The following is a 17,325-nucleotide window of genomic DNA, read 5'->3' as shown; positions in this document are numbered from 1 at the left end:
CCCGCCCACCATCACCAGCCCTTGCGGAACGTGACGACCTTGGCCTCGGACGCCTTGGGGAAATAGGTCAAGCCAGCCTTGTGCATGGTGTCGAACACCGATTGCACGCCCGCCTGTCCAATCCATTGCGGGTGCAACTCAATCACGGCAGCGCGAAGCCCGGACCAATCGGCGCATGCCAGCAGGTCGGCCTCTGCTCCCTCGATGTCGCAGACAAGAACGGTGGGCCGAAGCTCTGCCAAGGTTTTGGGCAGGCTGCGCATCTCGACCTTTTCGACAGAGACAATACTGTCCGGCCCGCTTTCGCGATTCAGCGAGGAGGCGAGGAAGTTCTTGCGGACGAAAAAATCCGCGGGCGCGCCGTCTTCGGGTGCCAGCAGGGCATTGTGTACCGTGACGTTGGTGACGTCGTTGGCTTCGTGGACCGAGCGGATATAGGGGATGAGGCCGGGATTTGCCTCGAACGCATGGATGTGCTCAACCGGATTCTTCGTGGCAATCAGCGTTGACATATACCCGATGCCGGCACCCAGTTCCAACACCACGTCGCCTTGCTGGACGACCTTCATCACCGCGTCGCATTCCTTGCGCTCATACAGACCTTCGCGCAATGCGCCGCGTACCCGACCGGTCGTGATGTCGGGATGTTTGGGGATTTTCATGCCGCGCGATCTTAGAAATTGCCGCGGCTGCGTCGGGGCGTCCATGTCAGCTCTCCATATCGAGTGCCAGCGCATAGGCGACACGTTCCGTTTCTGTCAATCGCATGGCCAGCGCCTTGCGGTAAAGCTCTGCAAATTCGGGGTTCGCGTGCAACTCGTCGGCCTTGGCACGGTGCCAGCCCAGCCCGTTTTTGTGCAAGGCGCGCAATCTGTCATCCTCCATCAGCCGGTCATATTCCAGTTGCATACGGGGTATGTTGCGCTTGATGGTGATGTCTGTGAAGTCTGACCAATCCATCCGGATCCAGTAATTCAATCCGATTGACCGGTTGACATGCAGGGCGCGGCCGCGTTGCCGCTTGATCAGGAAACTCTCTGCCGACCGCAGCGCGTAATGGTTCAGTTGCAGCAGATCGTAGCCGATGGATTTGCGCGAGTTGCGCCAGCCGTTCTGGACAACTTCGTCCGTCATGTCCGCACCCGACCCGTTGACCCATCGGACCTGTTCACGAAATGCCTCGTCCAGCTTGTTCGGTCTGTGACAAGAGATTTTGCCATAGGCCCCGATATTGCGGAACATTGTCTTGAAGCCCCATACGGTGTGCGGTTTGGGGCAATATTTCGGCGCGCATCCGTCAAACTGGTCGATCACAAACCGATCTTCCAGCCGGTGAATGCCGTTGTGACCGAACAGCCGCCACGTCATGGCCACATTGGTGGCATCCGGAACGCGCGCCAGAAAGTCCTGCAAGGTGCCATTGTCGCAGCGCACGTTCATAAACTCGTCGACGTCGATATGGATGATCCAGTCGGCCTTGCGGATCAGTGGTTCCTTCAGCGCCTGATTGAGCGCGTATTGCTGCGGGGACTTGCCCCTCCAGCCATCGTTGTTGCGGTGCTGGACCACGCCCATGTCTTGCAGACGGTCTAGAATTTCCGCCGTCCCGTCCTCGCACCCATTGGTATAGATCAGGAAATTGTCGACACCGATGGCGCGGTGATAGGCGATCCATTCGACGATATAGGGTGCCTCGTTCTTCATGCACCCGACGATGACATTGCCGCTTGTTCCTTGGGGCAGGTCGCGCGGGGGCGCTGGCGTATAAGCGGCGGCCAGATCTTCCTCGTTCACAAGACCCAGACGGTTATGCGGCGCGAGGTACGACCCTTGCAGCTTGGCAAAGTTCTGACGGGCGAGCGGCGGCATGATGGCCTGGGCGACGTCAGTCAGCCCATCAAGCGATTCATCCTGGGCAGGCGCCTCGCCGTTCAGCGCGGCCAGATCGGCGGCGCGGTCCTGCATTTCCTGCTTCGCGGCCTGACGAATCCGGGGACGGAAGGCCAGAAGATATTGCGTCGCACGAAAGCCGAACTGTGGATCGGCTTCTCGCCAGGCTGGTGCAGCGGCGTCAGGCGTCATCGACTGTGGGGTCAAGGCTGGGTGGCGCTTCAGAAGCTCAGCATTGGCAGCGGCGAACCGGTTGGACACGATTGCCAGACTGCCCGGCGCAATGGGCGAGCCTTCGACCTTTATCTCTCCCAACAGGCGTCGCCAGGTCTGGCGCGGAAGAATCGCATTTTCGTGGTCAAGATACCTCAGCAAGACGTCGTTGAACTGGCGGCCGCGTGTCAGCCATGCCGCAGCGGGTTCTGCTGGCAGGGGGTGCGCCTCATATTTGCCAAAGGCCTTCCTGATGGCAAACGTCTGCGCGACCTCGTCCAGCAACTTGTCAGACCCGATCACAGCGGCATCCAGCGCACGCAAAGATGTCGCGCCCTTGCCGAACACCGCATCCCATTCCTGCACCAACCGGGCATAGTCCAACCAGAACGGCGCAGCCTGCGCGTCCGCGAACACGCTTTCCTGCGGGTTTGACGCGGGGGCGTCGTCCAAGGCTGCCTGCCACCAATCGCTGGCGTCCGTCAGGCCGATTTCAAGGTCGAGCGGCCTTCTGCGACCGTCCCAGATTTGCTGAGCGTACCATCGTGCCAGCATGCGGGCCTGCTCTTCGACATGGGCGACAATGCGGATGTCATCAGACAGCGGCGACAGCATCGCGCGCAGGCGTTCCAGTTCCGAGCGTGACACCAAGGCGGTCCCGAGTTGATGCGACGACAGAATCAACACCTCCGGGGTGTGTTGATCCACCTCGCGGCGCAGCCCTTCGGCCACCTGTTCGCGCAATTGCGCCTGTTTCTCGGCGGTCCCATAGCCGCGGTTGAACCGAAGACTGTCGATATTTTCAGGATCGGTCACTGCCATGAACAATCGCGTATGGTTGTGCGCACCGGGGGTTCGGGCGTAGCGAATGCCTTTTTCGGTCAGTTGGTTGCGCTTTGCATCGAGAATCTTTTGCAGACGCCCAGTCGCTGCCGCATCCAGCCCGATATGCAGGTGAATGCGCATTATACTGCGCCCGGTGACGGCAGTGATGCGTTGACATTGGCCTTGCCCCACCATGGCAGATCCACGCCCAGAAACGCCCCGATTTGCGCGGGCGCGTCAGTATCCTCGACATGATATTCCAGAAAATCGCGCGCGCCCCGGAAAAGCTGTCGCATATGCGCGTAATGCCCCTCGATCCAGGTGACACGTTGCAACGTGGTTTCCCCGAAGCCCGACGGCAGGCCGGGGATGGCGCCACCCGGCAAGCGAGACATGCCCAGATCGGCCCATCGCAGCATCGAGCCGGACAAGGTGCGCGCGTCGCGTCGCGAACACACGAAGCGCACATCGGGATGACGCTGGCGGATCGCGTCGATGACGCCCCAATCGGTCTGCGGCCACAGAGACAATGTCGGGGTGATGACACTGATCTCTGTCAGCGCGTCGAAATCACCAAGAAATTCCAACGGATCGCCGGACCTGAACAGCCCTTCGTAAAGCTGGCGCGCAACAAATGTCCCTGCCAGATGAGGATCGTCTGTCTGGCTGCGGCGGATGCGATGGTCGGCGACGATTAGGCCGGCGGCGCGCAATGCGGTGGCCAGCGTCGTCGTGCCGGATTTCGGCAGACCAAGGTTGATGACGCGCAAACGACTCATGCCGTAATCCCCAACGCGCGCATCAAGGCCAGTTCCTCGGGCGGAATCGTCGGGGCCAGCCGCAACTGCTCATGCATTTTCCGATAGGCCTCTTGTTCCATCAGGGCATCGCGTTTCTCGATATGCAGGCGCACCGCCGCGTCATGCAACGCGCCGATTTCCGGGTCGGCTTTCATCTCGGCCAAAGCCGCGTCCAGATCCGGCAGATAGCGCAGGATCGAGCGGTCCTCCCATGCGCTGTCATTGCGCTCTCGCCAATAGGTGTCGTCGAAATTGCGGTTGTCGCGGTTCACATCGCCCCGGTCATTCTTAACCAGATAGCTGTCCAGCGAACGCAAGGCATAGTGGTTGAGCGCTGCGTGCACCCGCGCGCCCGCCGCCGGGAATTTGCGAATGCGGCGCGGATTGGCCGCGACAAGAAACTTGTGCGGCACGGCACGTCCCGAGCCATCCGTCCAATGCGGCCGCTTTTCCTCGGTCAGATCGTTGCGAAAGAACGGCCGATGCGCGCCGTAATATTGCAGCGGAAAATCCCTCCGCACCAACGTCTTGACCTCGATGGCAGAGTCCCCGCACCAAATGTCCGGATTGTGGCAGCGGGTGAACTGCGCGATCACCGGGCGGTCATCATAGCGATCGACCCCGCCATTGGCGAAAAACTGAAAGGTCGCGGAAATCGCCTGCGGATCGCCGCAGGCCTCGATCAGCGCGGGGATCGTATGGTCGCCCGCGTGGATGTTCAAGAACTCATCCACATCCGCGATCCAGATCCAATCCGCGTCGGACGCCACATCCTGCCGCGTGGCGTCTTTCAGCGCCTCCATCTGATAGTTACGCCCCTTGGCCGGATTGGGCAGGTGCCGCACGATGCCGCGCGCCGCCAAAGCGTCCAGCAGCGCATCGGTCCCGTCGCTGCAATCATTCGAATAAAACAGGAAATCCGTTACGCCCAGCAGACGGTTGAAGACGATCCATTCCAGCAGGAACGGACCCTCATTCTTGACACATGTCACGGCAGTTATGCGCATATCCGCATTCCCGCCCTTGTGCTGTTCATTGCCCGCTGCCCGCCGTCCTGCTCGAAAGTTCCACCTTCCGTAACATGAATTGATTTAGCGAAACATTGCAGCTTGAAGGAAAACGGTCAAGAAACGCACCAGTCCGGACAACGGCGCAGATCCAACAGGTCCGCCCGTCTGCGACCTTGGCGCTATTGACCCCGGCGGCGCGCCATTGCACCCAAGGGGCAGGAGGACCGTGAATGTCTCAGCCAGATACAATCGATGCCGTGCAGGACATGCTGGCGCAGCAGGGTTACATTTGCGGACGCGCGCTCGCAACGGTGGTGTTCCTGTCGCTGCGTCTGGGAAGACCATTGTTTCTGGAAGGCGAGGCCGGGGTCGGAAAGACAGAGATCGCAAAGGCGATTGCCGCCTCGCTTGGTCGACGCCTGATCCGGCTGCAATGCTACGAAGGGCTGGATGCGTCCTCTGCCGTCTACGAATGGAACTTTCCCGCGCAGATGATCGCCATCCGCAGCGCCGAGGCGCAAGGCAACGCCGACAGGGATGTGCTGACCCGTGAACTCTTCGGGCCGGATTTCCTGATCGAGCGTCCATTGTTGCAAGCCATGCGCCCCGATGAAAACGGTGCCCCGGTGCTGCTGATCGACGAACTGGACCGCACCGATGAACCGTTCGAGGCTTTTCTGCTGGAAGCCCTGTCCGACTTTCAGGTGACCATCCCCGAGATCGGCACCATCAAGGCACCCGAACCGCCCATCGTCATCCTGACCTCCAACCGCACGCGCGAGGTGCATGACGCGCTCAAACGCCGCTGTCTCTACCACTGGGTCGACTACCCGACTTTCGACCGCGAGATCGAGATTCTGCATGCCCGCGCCCCCGAAGCTGCCGAATCCCTCAGCAGCGAGATCGTGGCCTTCGTCCAGCGCCTGCGCACCGAGGATCTGTTCAAGAAACCCGGCGTGGCCGAAACCATTGACTGGGCAAAATGCCTGTTGGCGCTGGATGTGATCGACCTGTCGCCAGAGGTCATCAGCGACACGCTGGGTGCCATCCTGAAATATCAGGACGACATCCAGAAACTGCAAGGCTCGGAAGCCAAGCGTCTTCTGGACGAGGCCAAAGCCACGCTGGATCCTGCATGACCCGCCACTGTCTTCTTCTTGGCGGAAATACTCTCGGGGGGTGCGGGGGGCAGACAGCCCCCCGCTGCACAACGTCACCGCAGGCGGATCGCAGGTTCCGGGCAGATGCCTGAATATCTTCCGCTGGACATTCCCGACAACCCGCGGCTTGGCAATAACATCACCCATTTTGCCCGCGCATTGCGCCGTGCCGGGCTGCCGGTCGGACCCGGCCGGGTGATTGATGCTGTTCGCGCGGTAGAGGCTGCGGGCTTTACCAACAAACGCGACTTTTACTGGACGCTGCATGCCTGTTTCGTGAACCGGCCCGAACATCGCATCGTCTTTGCCCAGATCTTCCGGCTGTATTGGCGCGATCCGCGTTACCTCGAACACATGATGTCGATGATGCTGCCTGCCGTGCGCGGCGTGCAGGAGGAAAAGCTTGCCCAATCTGCCGAGAAACGCGCGGCAGAGGCGCTGCTGGACGGCAAGCAACCCGATGCGCCCGAAAAGCCAGATTCCGAGAAAGAGGAAACGCAGATCGAGATCGACGCCTCGCAGACCATGTCCGCCGAGGAAAAGCTGCGCACGCTCGATTTCGAACAGATGTCCACCGCCGAAGTCGCAGAGGCCAAGCGCATGCTGGCGCGGCTGAAACTGCCCGTGAAACCGATCCCGTCGCGCCGGGGGATGGCATCACTGCATGGCAAGCATACCGACTGGCGGCGCACCATTCGCGCGGCAATGCGCAACGGTGGCGAGATCCGCAGCCTGGCGCACACGAAACCTCGTCCGCGCTGGCCCAACCTTGTGGTGCTGTGCGATATTTCCGGTTCGATGTCGCAATATTCCCGCATGGTTCTGCATTTTCTGCATGCAGTGGCGAATGAGAAAGGCGCGGGCTGGGCAAAGGTCCACGCCTTCACTTTTGGCACGCGGCTGACCAACATCACACGCCATCTGGCCACCCGCGATGTGGATCAGGCGCTGAAAGCCGCAGGAGCCGAGGCGCAGGACTGGGAAGGTGGGACACGGATCGGTGCCAGCCTGCACGCTTTCAACCGCGACTGGTCGCGCCGGGTGATGGGGCAGGGCGCAGTTGTCCTGCTGATCACTGACGGTCTGGACCGTGACGATGCCGGCGCGCTGGAACGCGAGATGGAGCGGCTGCACCTGTCATCCCGCCGTCTGATCTGGCTCAACCCCTTGTTGCGTTGGGATGGCTTCGCGCCCAAGGCAACCGGCATTCGGGCCATGTTGCCGCATGTCGACAGCTTCCGCGCGGGCCATTCCATTCAGTCGCTGGAAGACTTGGCCAACGCGATTTCGCGCACCGATGATGTTGGCGAGAAAGCCCGCCTGATGGCGCTTCTCGAAGGCTGACCCGGCGGATTTCTGCTGGTGCGGTCGGACCTTCATGCAACCCTATCGCCTGTTTCTGCATTGTCCCATGACGCCTTCACCGGGCAACAGTTGAAAGGACACGCATATGAGACATGGGATTTTCAGATCGACGACGGCGCTGGCAGTCGTGGCCAGCCTTGCAACACCCGCTCCGATTCTCGCGCAAACGCCAGATCTTGCGTCGATGTCTTCCTCTGACATCACGCAAGAAATTATTCGTTGCCGACTAGAGGAAGCGGCGCGGGCCGGACAGGGCGCGACTGAAGATCCGTTTTGTGTGGCCTACGAAGACGGCTCTGTTGCGCAACAGATCGGCGAACAGTTTGCCGAGTTTGACGCCGCTGCGCGCAAAGTGACCGCGCAGCAACTGGGCGCTGACGTGGATGCGCAGCTGTTTGCAGACGGCGACGCGGCTTCGGCATCAGCCGAAGACGGTGCCGCAGCCGATCAGGCGCAGGCCGAGGCACCCGACGAGGCAGAGGCGCAAGCGGAGGTCGAGACCGACGCAGAACCGCAAGCCGACGCCGAGGCAGTCCCGTCTCCCGAGGCAGAAGAAACGGCAGATGCCGAGCCGACAGCAGAGGCTGTGACGCCGGTGGAGGACGAGGGTGAGACATCCGCCGAGGGTGCCGAGCCAACTCCAGATGCACCAGCGCAAGACGTGCCGTCAGACGCCGAAAATGCCGCGCAGGATCCGACTTCAGACGCGGCGACTGCCGAAGCAGAGGCCGCAGGTCAGGCGCAGGCGGCCGAGACGCAGCCTGCCGGAGACGAGGCAAGTCAGGCGGACGATCTGGCGAAGGCTCTGGCTGATCAGGAAGCTGCCGGTCAGGCGGCGACCAATGAACAGACAGAAGCCCCGGCCGACGAGGATGGCGGCACCGACGGTAACTCGGATGAACAACCCGCCGGTGATGCGGCAGCTGTGACGGATGATGCCGCGACGGATGCAGACACCTCCGATGCAGCATCTGCCGATCAGACGGCCACTGAAGAGCAGCCGGCGGAAGACCAGGCCACGGAAGAACAGGCGGCTGAAGAGCAGGCCCCGCAAGCCGAAGATCCTGAACCGATGGACAGCCAGCAGCAGGCCGACGCCTTGGCCGAAGATCTGGCGCAGGGAACCGAGTCGATGGCCGCCGCTGCCGGACAGGATGATGGCGAAGCCGAAGTCACCGAAGAGACCGTGACCGAGGAAACTGCGCGCAGTTCCTCCGAGGAATTCGACACCAATGTTACGGGCGAGCAAGAGAAGCGCGAGAAGGATGACGACGACAAATCCGGCCTGAGCAACTTTGAACGCGCAGCGCTTCTTGGACTGGGTGCCGTGGCGATCGGCAGTCTGCTGGGCGAGGGTGAAAAGGTCGTCAGCAACTCTGGCGACCGGTTGGTCGTCGAGGATCAAGGCCAGTATCGGATTATCAAGAATGACGATGCGCTGCTGCGCCGTCCGGGGTCGGATGTGAAGACCTATCGCTATTCCGATGGCTCAACCCGCAACGTCGTCACGCGCGAAAATGGCGCGACAGTCGAAACCGTCCGTGCTGCCGATGGCCGTGTGCTGCGCCGCACACGAACGCTTCAGGACGGAACCGAAGTGGTGTTGTTCGATGATACGCAACAAAGCGAGCAGGTCCAAATCAGTGAGTTGCCGCAAGCCACGGAACGTCGCTCGTTCAATGCCGGAGAGGTGCAGGCCGATGATCTGGCCCGCGCGCTTGCCCAGGCCCAGAACGAGGGCGTGAACCGGACATTTTCGCTGGCGCAGATCCGCAATATCGACGCGGTGCGCGACCTGGTGCCCGAGATCACGGTGAACACCATCAACTTTGAGACCAATTCGGCGGTGATCCGCCCCGATGAGGCCGAGGAGTTGGCAGCACTTGGCAACGCCATGCGCGACATGATCGAGAAGAACCCGCGTGAGGTGTTTCTGATCGAAGGGCATACGGATGCGACCGGTGCGGCGAATTACAACCTCGCCCTGTCAGACAGGCGCGCGGAAACCGTGGCGCTGGCGCTGACAGAATATTTCGACGTGCCGCCCGAGAATATGGTGGTGCAGGGTTACGGCGAATCCGACCTGGTAATCCGCACGGCCGCTGCCGAACGGGCCAACAGGCGTGCCGCCGTCCGCCGGATCACGCCACTTCTGGCCAGCAACTAAGGCGCTTCGCCCCGACGGCACAGCCTTGACAATGCCGCCCCGTGCCACACGCATGGGGCGGCATTTACGTTTTGTCTCCGCGACCAAGGAAGGGGAGGCGACACCCCGCTTGAGCGTGTTAGAACGGGGCAAATATGGAGGGCGGATCATGGACCGTTTCGACAACATTCCCGAACAGGCACTGGCCTGGCACCGCGCGGGCGACCGGGCGGCGCTGGCCACGGTGATCGAGACGTGGGGCAGCGCGCCCCGCCGCACCGGCGCGCAACTGGCGATCAGCGGCAAGGGAGAGATCGCAGGGTCCGTCTCGGGCGGTTGCGTGGAGGGTGCCGTTGTTGTCGAGGCGCTGGAGGCGCTGGAGGACGGCACCCCGCGGGAACTGGAATTCGGCGTCAGCGATGATGATGCCTTTGCAGTGGGTCTCGCCTGTGGTGGCACCATCCGCGTGCTGGTGGAACCGGTCGGCGGTGCGCTGAGCGAGGCCTTGCTGGCAGAACTCGCGCAAGCCCGTGCCGACCGACGCGCGATCTGCTATGTGGCCGATCTTGAAACCGGCAGCCGGTCGTTGATGGCAACCGGCCATGACGAGCGTCTGCGGATGGATCGCTCTGGCTTTGACGACACTGCACCGCGCGTTTTCATTGGCGTTCACAACCCACCTCTGCGGCTGATCGTCGTGGGGGCGGTGCATATTGCGCAAGCCTTGGTGCCGATGGCGCGTCTGGCGGGTTATGATCCGGTGGTGATCGACCCAAGAGAAACGTTTGCCTCACAGTCCCGCTTTCCCGAGACCACGCTGATGCATGACTGGCCTGACGAGGCGGTGCAGGCATTGGGTCTGGACGCCCGCACGGCGCTGGTGCTGTTGACGCATGATCCAAAGCTGGACGACCCAGCGATCGAGCAGGGTCTGCACGGGAATTGCTTCTATATCGGCGCGCTGGGTTCGACCCGGACCCATGCCAAGCGCGTGGCGCGGCTGGAGGCGGCCGGGTTCAGCGCAGAAAAAATCGCGCGCATCCACGGACCGATAGGCCTGGATATCGGCGCGGCAGGGCCGGCCGAGATTGCTGTGGCGACGCTTGCGCAGATGACCCGCGTGTTGAGGAGAGGCGCATGAAATTCGGTCCCGTTTCTCTGGATCAGGCGGCGAGCACGGTGCTGGCGCACTCGATCGCCTTGCCTGACGGTCGGCTGCGCAAGGGAAAGCTGCTGGATGCCGACGACCTTGCCGCGCTGAAGGACGCCGGGCTGCAAGAGGTCACGGTGGCGCGATTGGAACCCGGCGATCTGCCCGAAGACGAGGCCGCCGCGCAGATTGCCGCCGCCCTTGCACCGGACCCGGCAGGGGCCGGACTGCGCTTGGGACCGGCGGCCACGGGGCGTGTCAATCTGCACGCGCTTGGCGCGGGCGTGCTGGAGGTGGACGCCGCGCGTATCAACGCTGCGAACGCGATCCATCCGATGATAACGGTTGCCACCCTTCCCGAATGGAAACGGGTCGTGGACGGAACAATGATCGCAACGGTCAAGATCATCTCCTATGCGGTGCCGCAATCGGCAGTGGACGAGGCCTGTGCCGTCGGGCGCGATGCGCTGCGCGTGCACGTCCCTGTCGAAAAGACGGCGGCGCTGATTCAAACCGGTCTGGGAAAACTCAGCGGCGCGAAGGGCGAAAAGGCGCTGCGCACCCGGCTTGACCGGCTTGGTGTCGAGCTTGCCGACAGTCGTGACTGTGCGCATGACATTGACGCATTGACGGCGCAACTGGACGCGACCGATGCTGAGGTTATCTTCATTCTGACCGGCTCTGCGACCTCGGACATGTATGACATCGCACCCGAAGCCGTGCGGCGGGCAGGCGGCACGGTCAGCCATTTCGGAATGCCCGTTGATCCGGGGAATCTGTTGTTTTACGGCTCGCTTGATCAGCGCCCTGTCATCGGGTTGCCCGGCTGCGCCCGTTCGCCCGCATTGAACGGCGCGGATTGGGTGATGGAACGTATCCTCTGTGGCATCCCTGTCACCCCCGCCGATATCGCGGGCATGGGCGTTGGCGGCTTGCTGATGGAAATTCCCACACGCCCACGCCCGCGCGAGGGCTGAGCCGAACGCCGATCCTGCGACAGGTTCCTCGTGCGGAGAAACAATCCGTAAAACGAAAAAGCGGCCCCGAAGGGCCGCCTGTCGGAAAATCAGGGAAAACCCGGATTTATTTGGTAAGCGGGCCGATCATCATGATCATCTGACGACCTTCCATCTTGGGCATGTTTTCGACCTTGCCGACTTCCTTGGCGTCCTCGGCAATCCGCTCCAGCAGTCCGCGACCAAGATTCTGGTGCGCCATTTCACGGCCCCGGAAACGCAGAGTCACCTTCACCTTGTCGCCACCTTCCAGAAACCGGAACACGTTGCGCATCTTGACGTCATAGTCATGCGTATCGGTGTTGGGGCGGAATTTCACCTCCTTCACATCGATCGTCTTCTGTTTCTTGCGTGCCTCGGATTCGCGTTTCTGCTGTTCATATTTGAACTTGCCGAAATCCATGATCTTGCATACGGGCGGATTGGCATTCGGCGAAATCTCGACAAGATCAAGACCGACATCGGCTGCCATTTCCATTGCGCGGGCGGGGGTTACCACGCCGACATTTTCGCCTTCGGCACCGATCAGGCGGATTTCAGGGGCGCGAATTCGTTCGTTCACCTTGGGTCCGGTTTCGCGTGTCGGTGGCGCATTATGAGGTCTGCGGGCTATGGTCGTTGTCCTTTCGGTAGGTTGCGTGCTCGAATGCGCAAGGTAAACTTGGCGTCTTGCGTATTCAAGCGGCAAATCAGGGGTTTTAGGGTTAAAGTTGGGGATTTACCCCTTGCGAACTACATGGCTGTGGGGGACACCTGCACGAGAAATCGGACCCCGGCAAGCAGGGGTCAGAGGAACCAGGAGAGATTTTGCCATGAGAAACTTGATTTGGGTCGTGGTGGCCGCTGTCGTTGTCGTCGCCGGATACCTTTGGTTCAACGGCACACAGCAGCCGGAGCAGGCCGAGATTGCCGAGCAGACAGAAACCGTCGCGGCATCCGAACCGCTGGATGAAGAAGTTGGCGAAGCGGCCGAAGAAACCGGCGACGCGATTGAAGCAGCCGTTGACGAGGGCGCTGATGCGATCACCGAAGGCGCAGAAACCGCCGCTGAAGAAGTGGCCGGTGCTGTTGACGGGGCCGCTGCCGCAGTAGGCAGCGCCGTCGAGAATGCGGGCGAACTGGCAAGTGACGCCGTCGAAGCCGCTGGCGGAACCGCAGAAGAGGCCGCCGAGGCTGCCGAAAATGTTGCCGCTGCTGCCGGAGAAGCCGCTTCAGGTGCCGCCGATGCTGTTGGGGAGGCCGTGAATGATGCCGCAGCCATGGCTGAGGGCGCGGGCGAAGCTGCCGCCGGTGTCGCTGAGGACGCAGCAGACGTTGTCGAGTCTGCCGTTGGCGAAGCGATGGACGCGGCCAGCGATGCGACCACAGCTGCCAGAGAGGCCGCTGACAATGCTGCGGCGTCAGTCGCCGACACGGCAACCGCTGCGGCGGACAATGTTGGCGAAGCAGTTGAAGAAACCACGCAAGGCGCGTCCGATGCGACATCCTCTGCCGAGGTCGCCGACCCCGAGGCAGCCGAAGAGCTGTTGACCGTGGATGGCTTCGACTACGACAAAGTGCTCCAGATGCTCGACGACTCTGACCTGGGGGCGCTTGAGAAAGGTGCGCTGAAAACTGGCCTGGGGCAGGTGAAGGACGATCCTGCCATGCTCAAGGATATGTTGGCAAAGCTGCGTGAAGCGTTGAACCTCTAAGTCAATCTGAACAGATCCCATGACGGGCCGTGCGAATGGAAACGCGCGGCCCGTTTGCTTGCAGGGCTGTCTGGCACCGCTCACCGCTGCGAAAAACATGAAAACACCCGCAAGACGGGCTGTCCTGCGGGCGTTGCTTGGATTCGATGTCCTTGGCCTGACGCCTGTGGCTGAAAAAGCGCGCTATTCACGCGTCACGCTACACAAAAGAGCTTGCCGTTCTAGCCGACAAACGCCTTTTCAACCACATACTCGGCAGGATCGGAATTGGCACCTTCGCGCAGGCCGAAGCTTTCAAGGATGTCTTTGAGATCCTTGTTCAACCCGATTGACCCGCAGACCATCGCGCGGTCATCCTTGGCCGACATGCCCTCGATCCCGAGATCGCGGAACAGCGTGCCATCCTTCAGCAGGTCGGTCACGCGGCCCATTCTGGGGCTTTGTTCGCGGGTGGTGGTCGGATAGTAGACCAGCTTGTCGGCAAAGCCTTCGCCCATCAGTTCAGCCAGCAATGCGTCGTTGCGCACGTCTTCAACCAGTTTGCGGCCGTATTCCAGCTCTGCCACGTCGCGGCAGGTGTGGGTCAGGATGATCTGGTCGTAATCCTCATAGGTCTGCGGTTCGCGGATAAGGGACGCGAAAGGGGCAAGGCCGGTACCGGTGGCAAAGAACCAAAGGCGTTTGCCGGGCAGCAGCGCATCATGCACCAGCGTGCCGACGGGCTTGGGCCGCAGGATGATCTGGTCGCCGGGCTTGATATGCTGAAGGCGCGAGGTCAGCGGGCCGTCCTGCACCTTGATCGAGTAGAACTCCAGCTCTTCATCCCATGCGGGCGAGGCGATGGAATAGGCGCGCAGCAGCGGTTTCTGTTTGCCGGTCTTGGGGTCCGGGTCGCCCATCAGGCCGATCATCACGAACTCGCCCGAACGGAACCGCAGCGATGCAGGGCGCGATACCCGGAACGAGAACAGACGGTCCGTCCAGTGTTTCACGTCTGTGACGATCTGGGCATCGGGAAGGGTCGGGGTGGCCTTGACGGCACTGGTTTGGTTCACGGGCTTCAACTCGGTCATGTTTTTCCTGTCCGGTCGATCAACCGGTACCTCCTATTAAGCGTTGATGCATGTCAGAGCAACGGCGGCGAATGGTCTCAAACGTCCGTGTTGCCGAAACGCGGTGCGACGGGCTGCTATCCACGCAGCCGCGACTGATAATCGTTCTGCGTCCAGCCGGCCCGGAACTGCCATTGGCTGGCGGGTTGGCGGGTGGCCAGATCATCGCTAATCTCGATCTCGTCAAAACCCGAGCGGCGGGCCATCGTATACTGATCGGCGATCACATGACCACGGGCGCGCAGACGGCCCTTGTAGCCGCGAAGCCGCAACAGACGCGCCAATGTAAAGCCGCGCCCGTCGGCAAAGCTGGGAAAGTCGATGCGTATCATGCGCAGCGTTGCCAGCTTGTCCACCGCGCTGTCGATGTCGGCATCGCTGGGCAGGTCCAGCGCCACCACGTCATTGGCGGCATCGGCCATCTCTGTATAGCCGCAGGTCCAGTCGTCTTTGGCAAAACCTGTATCAGTGACGATCACGCTCATGCTGTCTCTCCTTTTTGCACCATCCGGCCATCGACCAGGTGGATGCCACATTCTGTCTTGTCCTGTCCGCGCCACCGTCCGGCGCGCGGATCTTCGCCCGGTGCCACCTTGCTGGTGCAGGGGGCGCAGCCGATAGACGGGTAGCCCTGCGCCACCAGCGGGTGCCGGGGCAGGCGGTTTTCTTCCATATAGGCGCGCACGTCGTCAGGTGCCCAATGCGCCAGCGGATTGACCTTGACCCGGCCCGTGTCTTCCTCGGCCTCGAAGAAATCCATCGCCGCGCGGGTGCCGGACTGGAACCGCTTGCGTCCGGTGATCCAACCGTCAAATCCGGACAGCGCGCGGTTCAGTGGTACTGTCTTGCGCAGATCGCAGCAGGCATCCGTATCGCTGAAGCGCAATGCGCCGTAGGGGTCGCGCTGCGCCAGATCTTCGTCGCTGGCGCGAATGATGCGCACATCGGTCAGACCCAACCGCTCGCTCAGCTCTTGCTGATAGACCAGCGTCTCAGCAAACAGCAACTGCGTGTCAATGAACAGCACCGGGGTGCTGCGGTCGGTCACCGCAAGCAAATGCAGCAGCACCACCGATTCCGCACCAAAGCTGGACACCAGCGCAAGGTCGCCCGCCAACGGGTCATCCAGCGCCGCGCGCAGAACAGTTGTCGCCCCGTGATGCCGGTAGCGCGTGTTCAGTTCAGCGACGCGGGCGCGCAGATCCGTCAGCGATTCCCGCTCGGGGGCGTGCGCGCCCGCGTGAACGGGTGTATCACGCGGCATTTGCCCGGCTTTCCTGTTTCTCGGGGTAAAGCGCGGCCTTGAACGGATCAGCACCAAGGCGGCGATAGGCGTCAAGGAAGGTCTCTGCCCGGTCGTCGCGCAGGTCGAGATAGGCATGGATCAGACGTTCGATGGCCGGAATAACCTCGTCGGCGGCAAAGCCACGGCCCGTGCGGTCGCCCAAGGCCGCGGTTTCCGTGTGGTCTCCGCCCAGCGTGATCTGGTAGTTTTCTACGCCTGCACGGTCGAGACCCAGAATGCCGATATGGCCGACATGATGATGCCCGCAGGCGTTGATGCAGCCCGAGATCTTGATCTTGAGCGCGCCGATGTCATGCTCCAGCTTCAACTCGTCAAAGCGTGTCGCGATCTCTTGCGCGATCGGGATGGAACGCGCCGTGGCCAGCGTGCAGTAATCCATGCCGGGGCAGGCGATGATGTCCGAGATCAACCCGATATTGGCTGTCGCCAGCCGCTGCGCTTTCAATTCGGCATGGATCGCGGGCAGGTCGGATTTGTGGACATGCGGCAGGATCACGTTCTGCTCATGGCTGATACGCAATTCGTCATGGCCGTAGCGCTCTGCCAGATCAGCCAGAAGCCGCATCTGTTCGGTGCTGGCATCGCCCGGTGTTTCGCCCTGCTTTTTCAGGCTGACCTGCACGATGGCGTAGCCTTCGGCCCTGTGCGCGGCGAGGTTCGTGTCGGCCCAGCTACGGAACACCGGGTCATTCGCATAGGCGGCGTCATAGAGATCGGTTGGGCCCACACGAAATTCGGGCGGCGCGAATTGTGCCTCGATACCGGCGAGGATGTCCTGATCAACGCCGTTGAAAGCGGGTTTCAGCGTCTCGAAACGTTCTTCGACCCGGGCGCGAATGTCATCGATGCCATGCTCGTGCACGGTGATCTTGATGCGCGACTTGAACTTGTTGTCACGGCGGCCCAGCAGGTTCCAGACGCTGACGATCGCCTCCAGATAGGGCAGCAGATCGGCGCGGGGCAGAAAATCACGCACCACCTTGCCGATCATCGGCGTGCGGCCGAGACCACCACCCACGATCACCTCAAAGCCCGGCTCGCCGTTCTGCTCGACCATGCGAAGACCGATGTCATGCGCCTTGGTCACGGCGCGGTCATTTGGGGATCCGGTGATGGCGATCTTGAACTTGCGGGGCAGGAACTGGAATTCCGGATGGTCGGTGGACCATTGCCGGATCAGCTCTGCCACGGGTCGGGGGTCGGCGATCTCGTCGGCCGCGGCACCTGCAAAATGGTCCGCAGTCACGTTGCGGATAGTGTTGCCGGAGGTCTGGATCGCATGCAACTGCACCTTGGCCAGCGCGTCCAGAATATCGGGCACGTCCGACAGCTTTGGCCAGTTGAACTGCATGTTCTGGCGCGTGGTGAAGTGGCCGTAGCCACGATCCCATTTCTGCGCCACATATGCCAACTGTCGCAGCTGTGTGCTGCTGAGCGTGCCATAGGGGATCGCCACGCGCAGCATGTAGGCGTGCAATTGCAGATACAGCCCGTTCATCAGGCGCAGCGGGCGGAATTCATCCTCGGTCAGGCTGCCATCAATGCGGCGCTCGACCTGCTGACGGAACTGGCTGTTGCGGGACGCCACAAAGGCGGCGTCGAAATCGGAATATTGATACATGGTGTCATCCTTTCGGG

At 61.7% G+C, this 17,325-nt stretch carries 15 protein-coding genes; 6 read left to right on the top strand and 9 right to left on the bottom strand.

What is annotated here, in order from left to right; all coding sequences use genetic code 11:
* Positions 1-11 precede the first annotated feature (11 nt).
* From B8991_RS14855 to B8991_RS14840, 4 genes are read right to left on the bottom strand one after another with little or no spacing between them, the layout of a single operon-like run.
* Entirely contained in the window at positions 12-662 is a 651-nt protein-coding gene (locus tag B8991_RS14855) for an FkbM family methyltransferase (protein WP_235866645.1), read from the bottom strand.
* 46 nt (positions 663-708) lie between these two features.
* Complete coding sequence (locus B8991_RS14850; RefSeq protein WP_084353784.1) at positions 709-3,069, bottom strand: glycosyltransferase family 2 protein; 2,361 nt, start codon at positions 3,067-3,069, stop codon at positions 709-711.
* Positions 3,069-3,707 carry a sulfotransferase gene (locus tag B8991_RS14845; RefSeq protein WP_084353783.1) on the bottom strand — a complete coding sequence of 213 codons (639 nt, stop codon included), beginning with the start codon at positions 3,705-3,707 and terminating at the stop codon, positions 3,069-3,071. Before B8991_RS14845 ends, B8991_RS14850 begins: the two co-directional genes overlap by 1 nt.
* Positions 3,704-4,735, bottom strand: coding sequence for a glycosyltransferase family 2 protein (locus tag B8991_RS14840; RefSeq protein ID WP_084353782.1), 1,032 nt, complete (start codon positions 4,733-4,735; stop codon positions 3,704-3,706). The genes B8991_RS14845 and B8991_RS14840 overlap by 4 nt, the downstream gene beginning before the upstream one ends.
* 233 nt (positions 4,736-4,968) lie before the next feature.
* Here B8991_RS14840 and B8991_RS14835 point away from each other — a divergent pair, with 233 nt between their 5' ends.
* The 5 genes from B8991_RS14835 (at position 4,969) to B8991_RS14815 (ending at position 11,536) form a co-directional block, all read left to right on the top strand.
* Positions 4,969-5,877, top strand: coding sequence for an AAA family ATPase (locus B8991_RS14835; RefSeq protein WP_084353781.1), 909 nt, complete (start codon positions 4,969-4,971; stop codon positions 5,875-5,877).
* A gap of 105 nt (positions 5,878-5,982) precedes the next feature.
* Positions 5,983-7,242, top strand: a complete 1,260-nt coding sequence (locus B8991_RS14830; protein ID WP_084353780.1) for a vWA domain-containing protein — start codon at positions 5,983-5,985, stop codon at positions 7,240-7,242.
* 106 nt (positions 7,243-7,348) lie between these two features.
* Entirely contained in the window at positions 7,349-9,430 is a 2,082-nt protein-coding gene (locus B8991_RS14825; RefSeq protein WP_084353779.1) for an OmpA family protein, read from the top strand.
* A gap of 148 nt (positions 9,431-9,578) precedes the next feature.
* Positions 9,579-10,550 (top strand): XdhC family protein, encoded by a 972-nt coding sequence (locus B8991_RS14820; RefSeq protein WP_084353778.1) that lies wholly within the window; start codon positions 9,579-9,581, stop codon positions 10,548-10,550.
* Positions 10,547-11,536, top strand: a complete 990-nt coding sequence (locus B8991_RS14815; RefSeq protein WP_084353777.1) for a molybdopterin-binding protein — start codon at positions 10,547-10,549, stop codon at positions 11,534-11,536. Before B8991_RS14820 ends, B8991_RS14815 begins: the two co-directional genes overlap by 4 nt.
* A gap of 106 nt (positions 11,537-11,642) precedes the next feature.
* Here the strand turns inward: B8991_RS14815 and infC are convergent, their stop codons facing one another.
* Entirely contained in the window at positions 11,643-12,137 is a 495-nt protein-coding gene (gene infC, locus B8991_RS14810; protein ID WP_235866644.1) for a translation initiation factor IF-3, read from the bottom strand.
* 250 nt (positions 12,138-12,387) lie between these two features.
* Here infC and B8991_RS14805 point away from each other — a divergent pair, with 250 nt between their 5' ends.
* Complete coding sequence (locus B8991_RS14805; protein ID WP_084353775.1) at positions 12,388-13,269, top strand: hypothetical protein; 882 nt, start codon at positions 12,388-12,390, stop codon at positions 13,267-13,269.
* 221 nt (positions 13,270-13,490) lie between these two features.
* On the opposite strand, the gene B8991_RS14800 is transcribed toward B8991_RS14805, so the two are convergent.
* The 4 genes from B8991_RS14800 to B8991_RS14785 all read right to left on the bottom strand — a co-directional run bounded on the left by B8991_RS14800 (position 13,491) and on the right by B8991_RS14785 (position 17,308).
* Entirely contained in the window at positions 13,491-14,342 is an 852-nt protein-coding gene (locus B8991_RS14800) for a ferredoxin--NADP reductase (RefSeq protein ID WP_084353774.1), read from the bottom strand.
* A 116-nt stretch (positions 14,343-14,458) separates the two neighbouring features.
* A complete protein-coding gene (locus tag B8991_RS14795; protein WP_084353773.1) occupies positions 14,459-14,866 on the bottom strand; it encodes a DUF934 domain-containing protein in 408 nt (135 codons plus the stop codon).
* Positions 14,863-15,645: a phosphoadenylyl-sulfate reductase gene (locus tag B8991_RS14790; RefSeq protein WP_084353772.1), complete on the bottom strand. Its 783-nt coding sequence runs from the start codon at positions 15,643-15,645 to the stop codon at positions 14,863-14,865. Before B8991_RS14790 ends, B8991_RS14795 begins: the two co-directional genes overlap by 4 nt.
* The gene (locus tag B8991_RS14785; RefSeq protein WP_084353771.1) at positions 15,635-17,308 is read right to left on the bottom strand and encodes a nitrite/sulfite reductase; all 1,674 of its coding nucleotides are present in this window, start codon (positions 17,306-17,308) and stop codon (positions 15,635-15,637) included. Before B8991_RS14785 ends, B8991_RS14790 begins: the two co-directional genes overlap by 11 nt.
* Positions 17,309-17,325 lie beyond the last annotated feature (17 nt).

Source organism: Primorskyibacter flagellatus (genome assembly GCF_900176485.1).
GTDB lineage: Bacteria > Pseudomonadota > Alphaproteobacteria > Rhodobacterales > Rhodobacteraceae > Primorskyibacter > Primorskyibacter flagellatus.
Note: the sequence above shows the minus strand (reverse complement) of the source record. Positions and strands in the feature narration are given on the sequence as shown.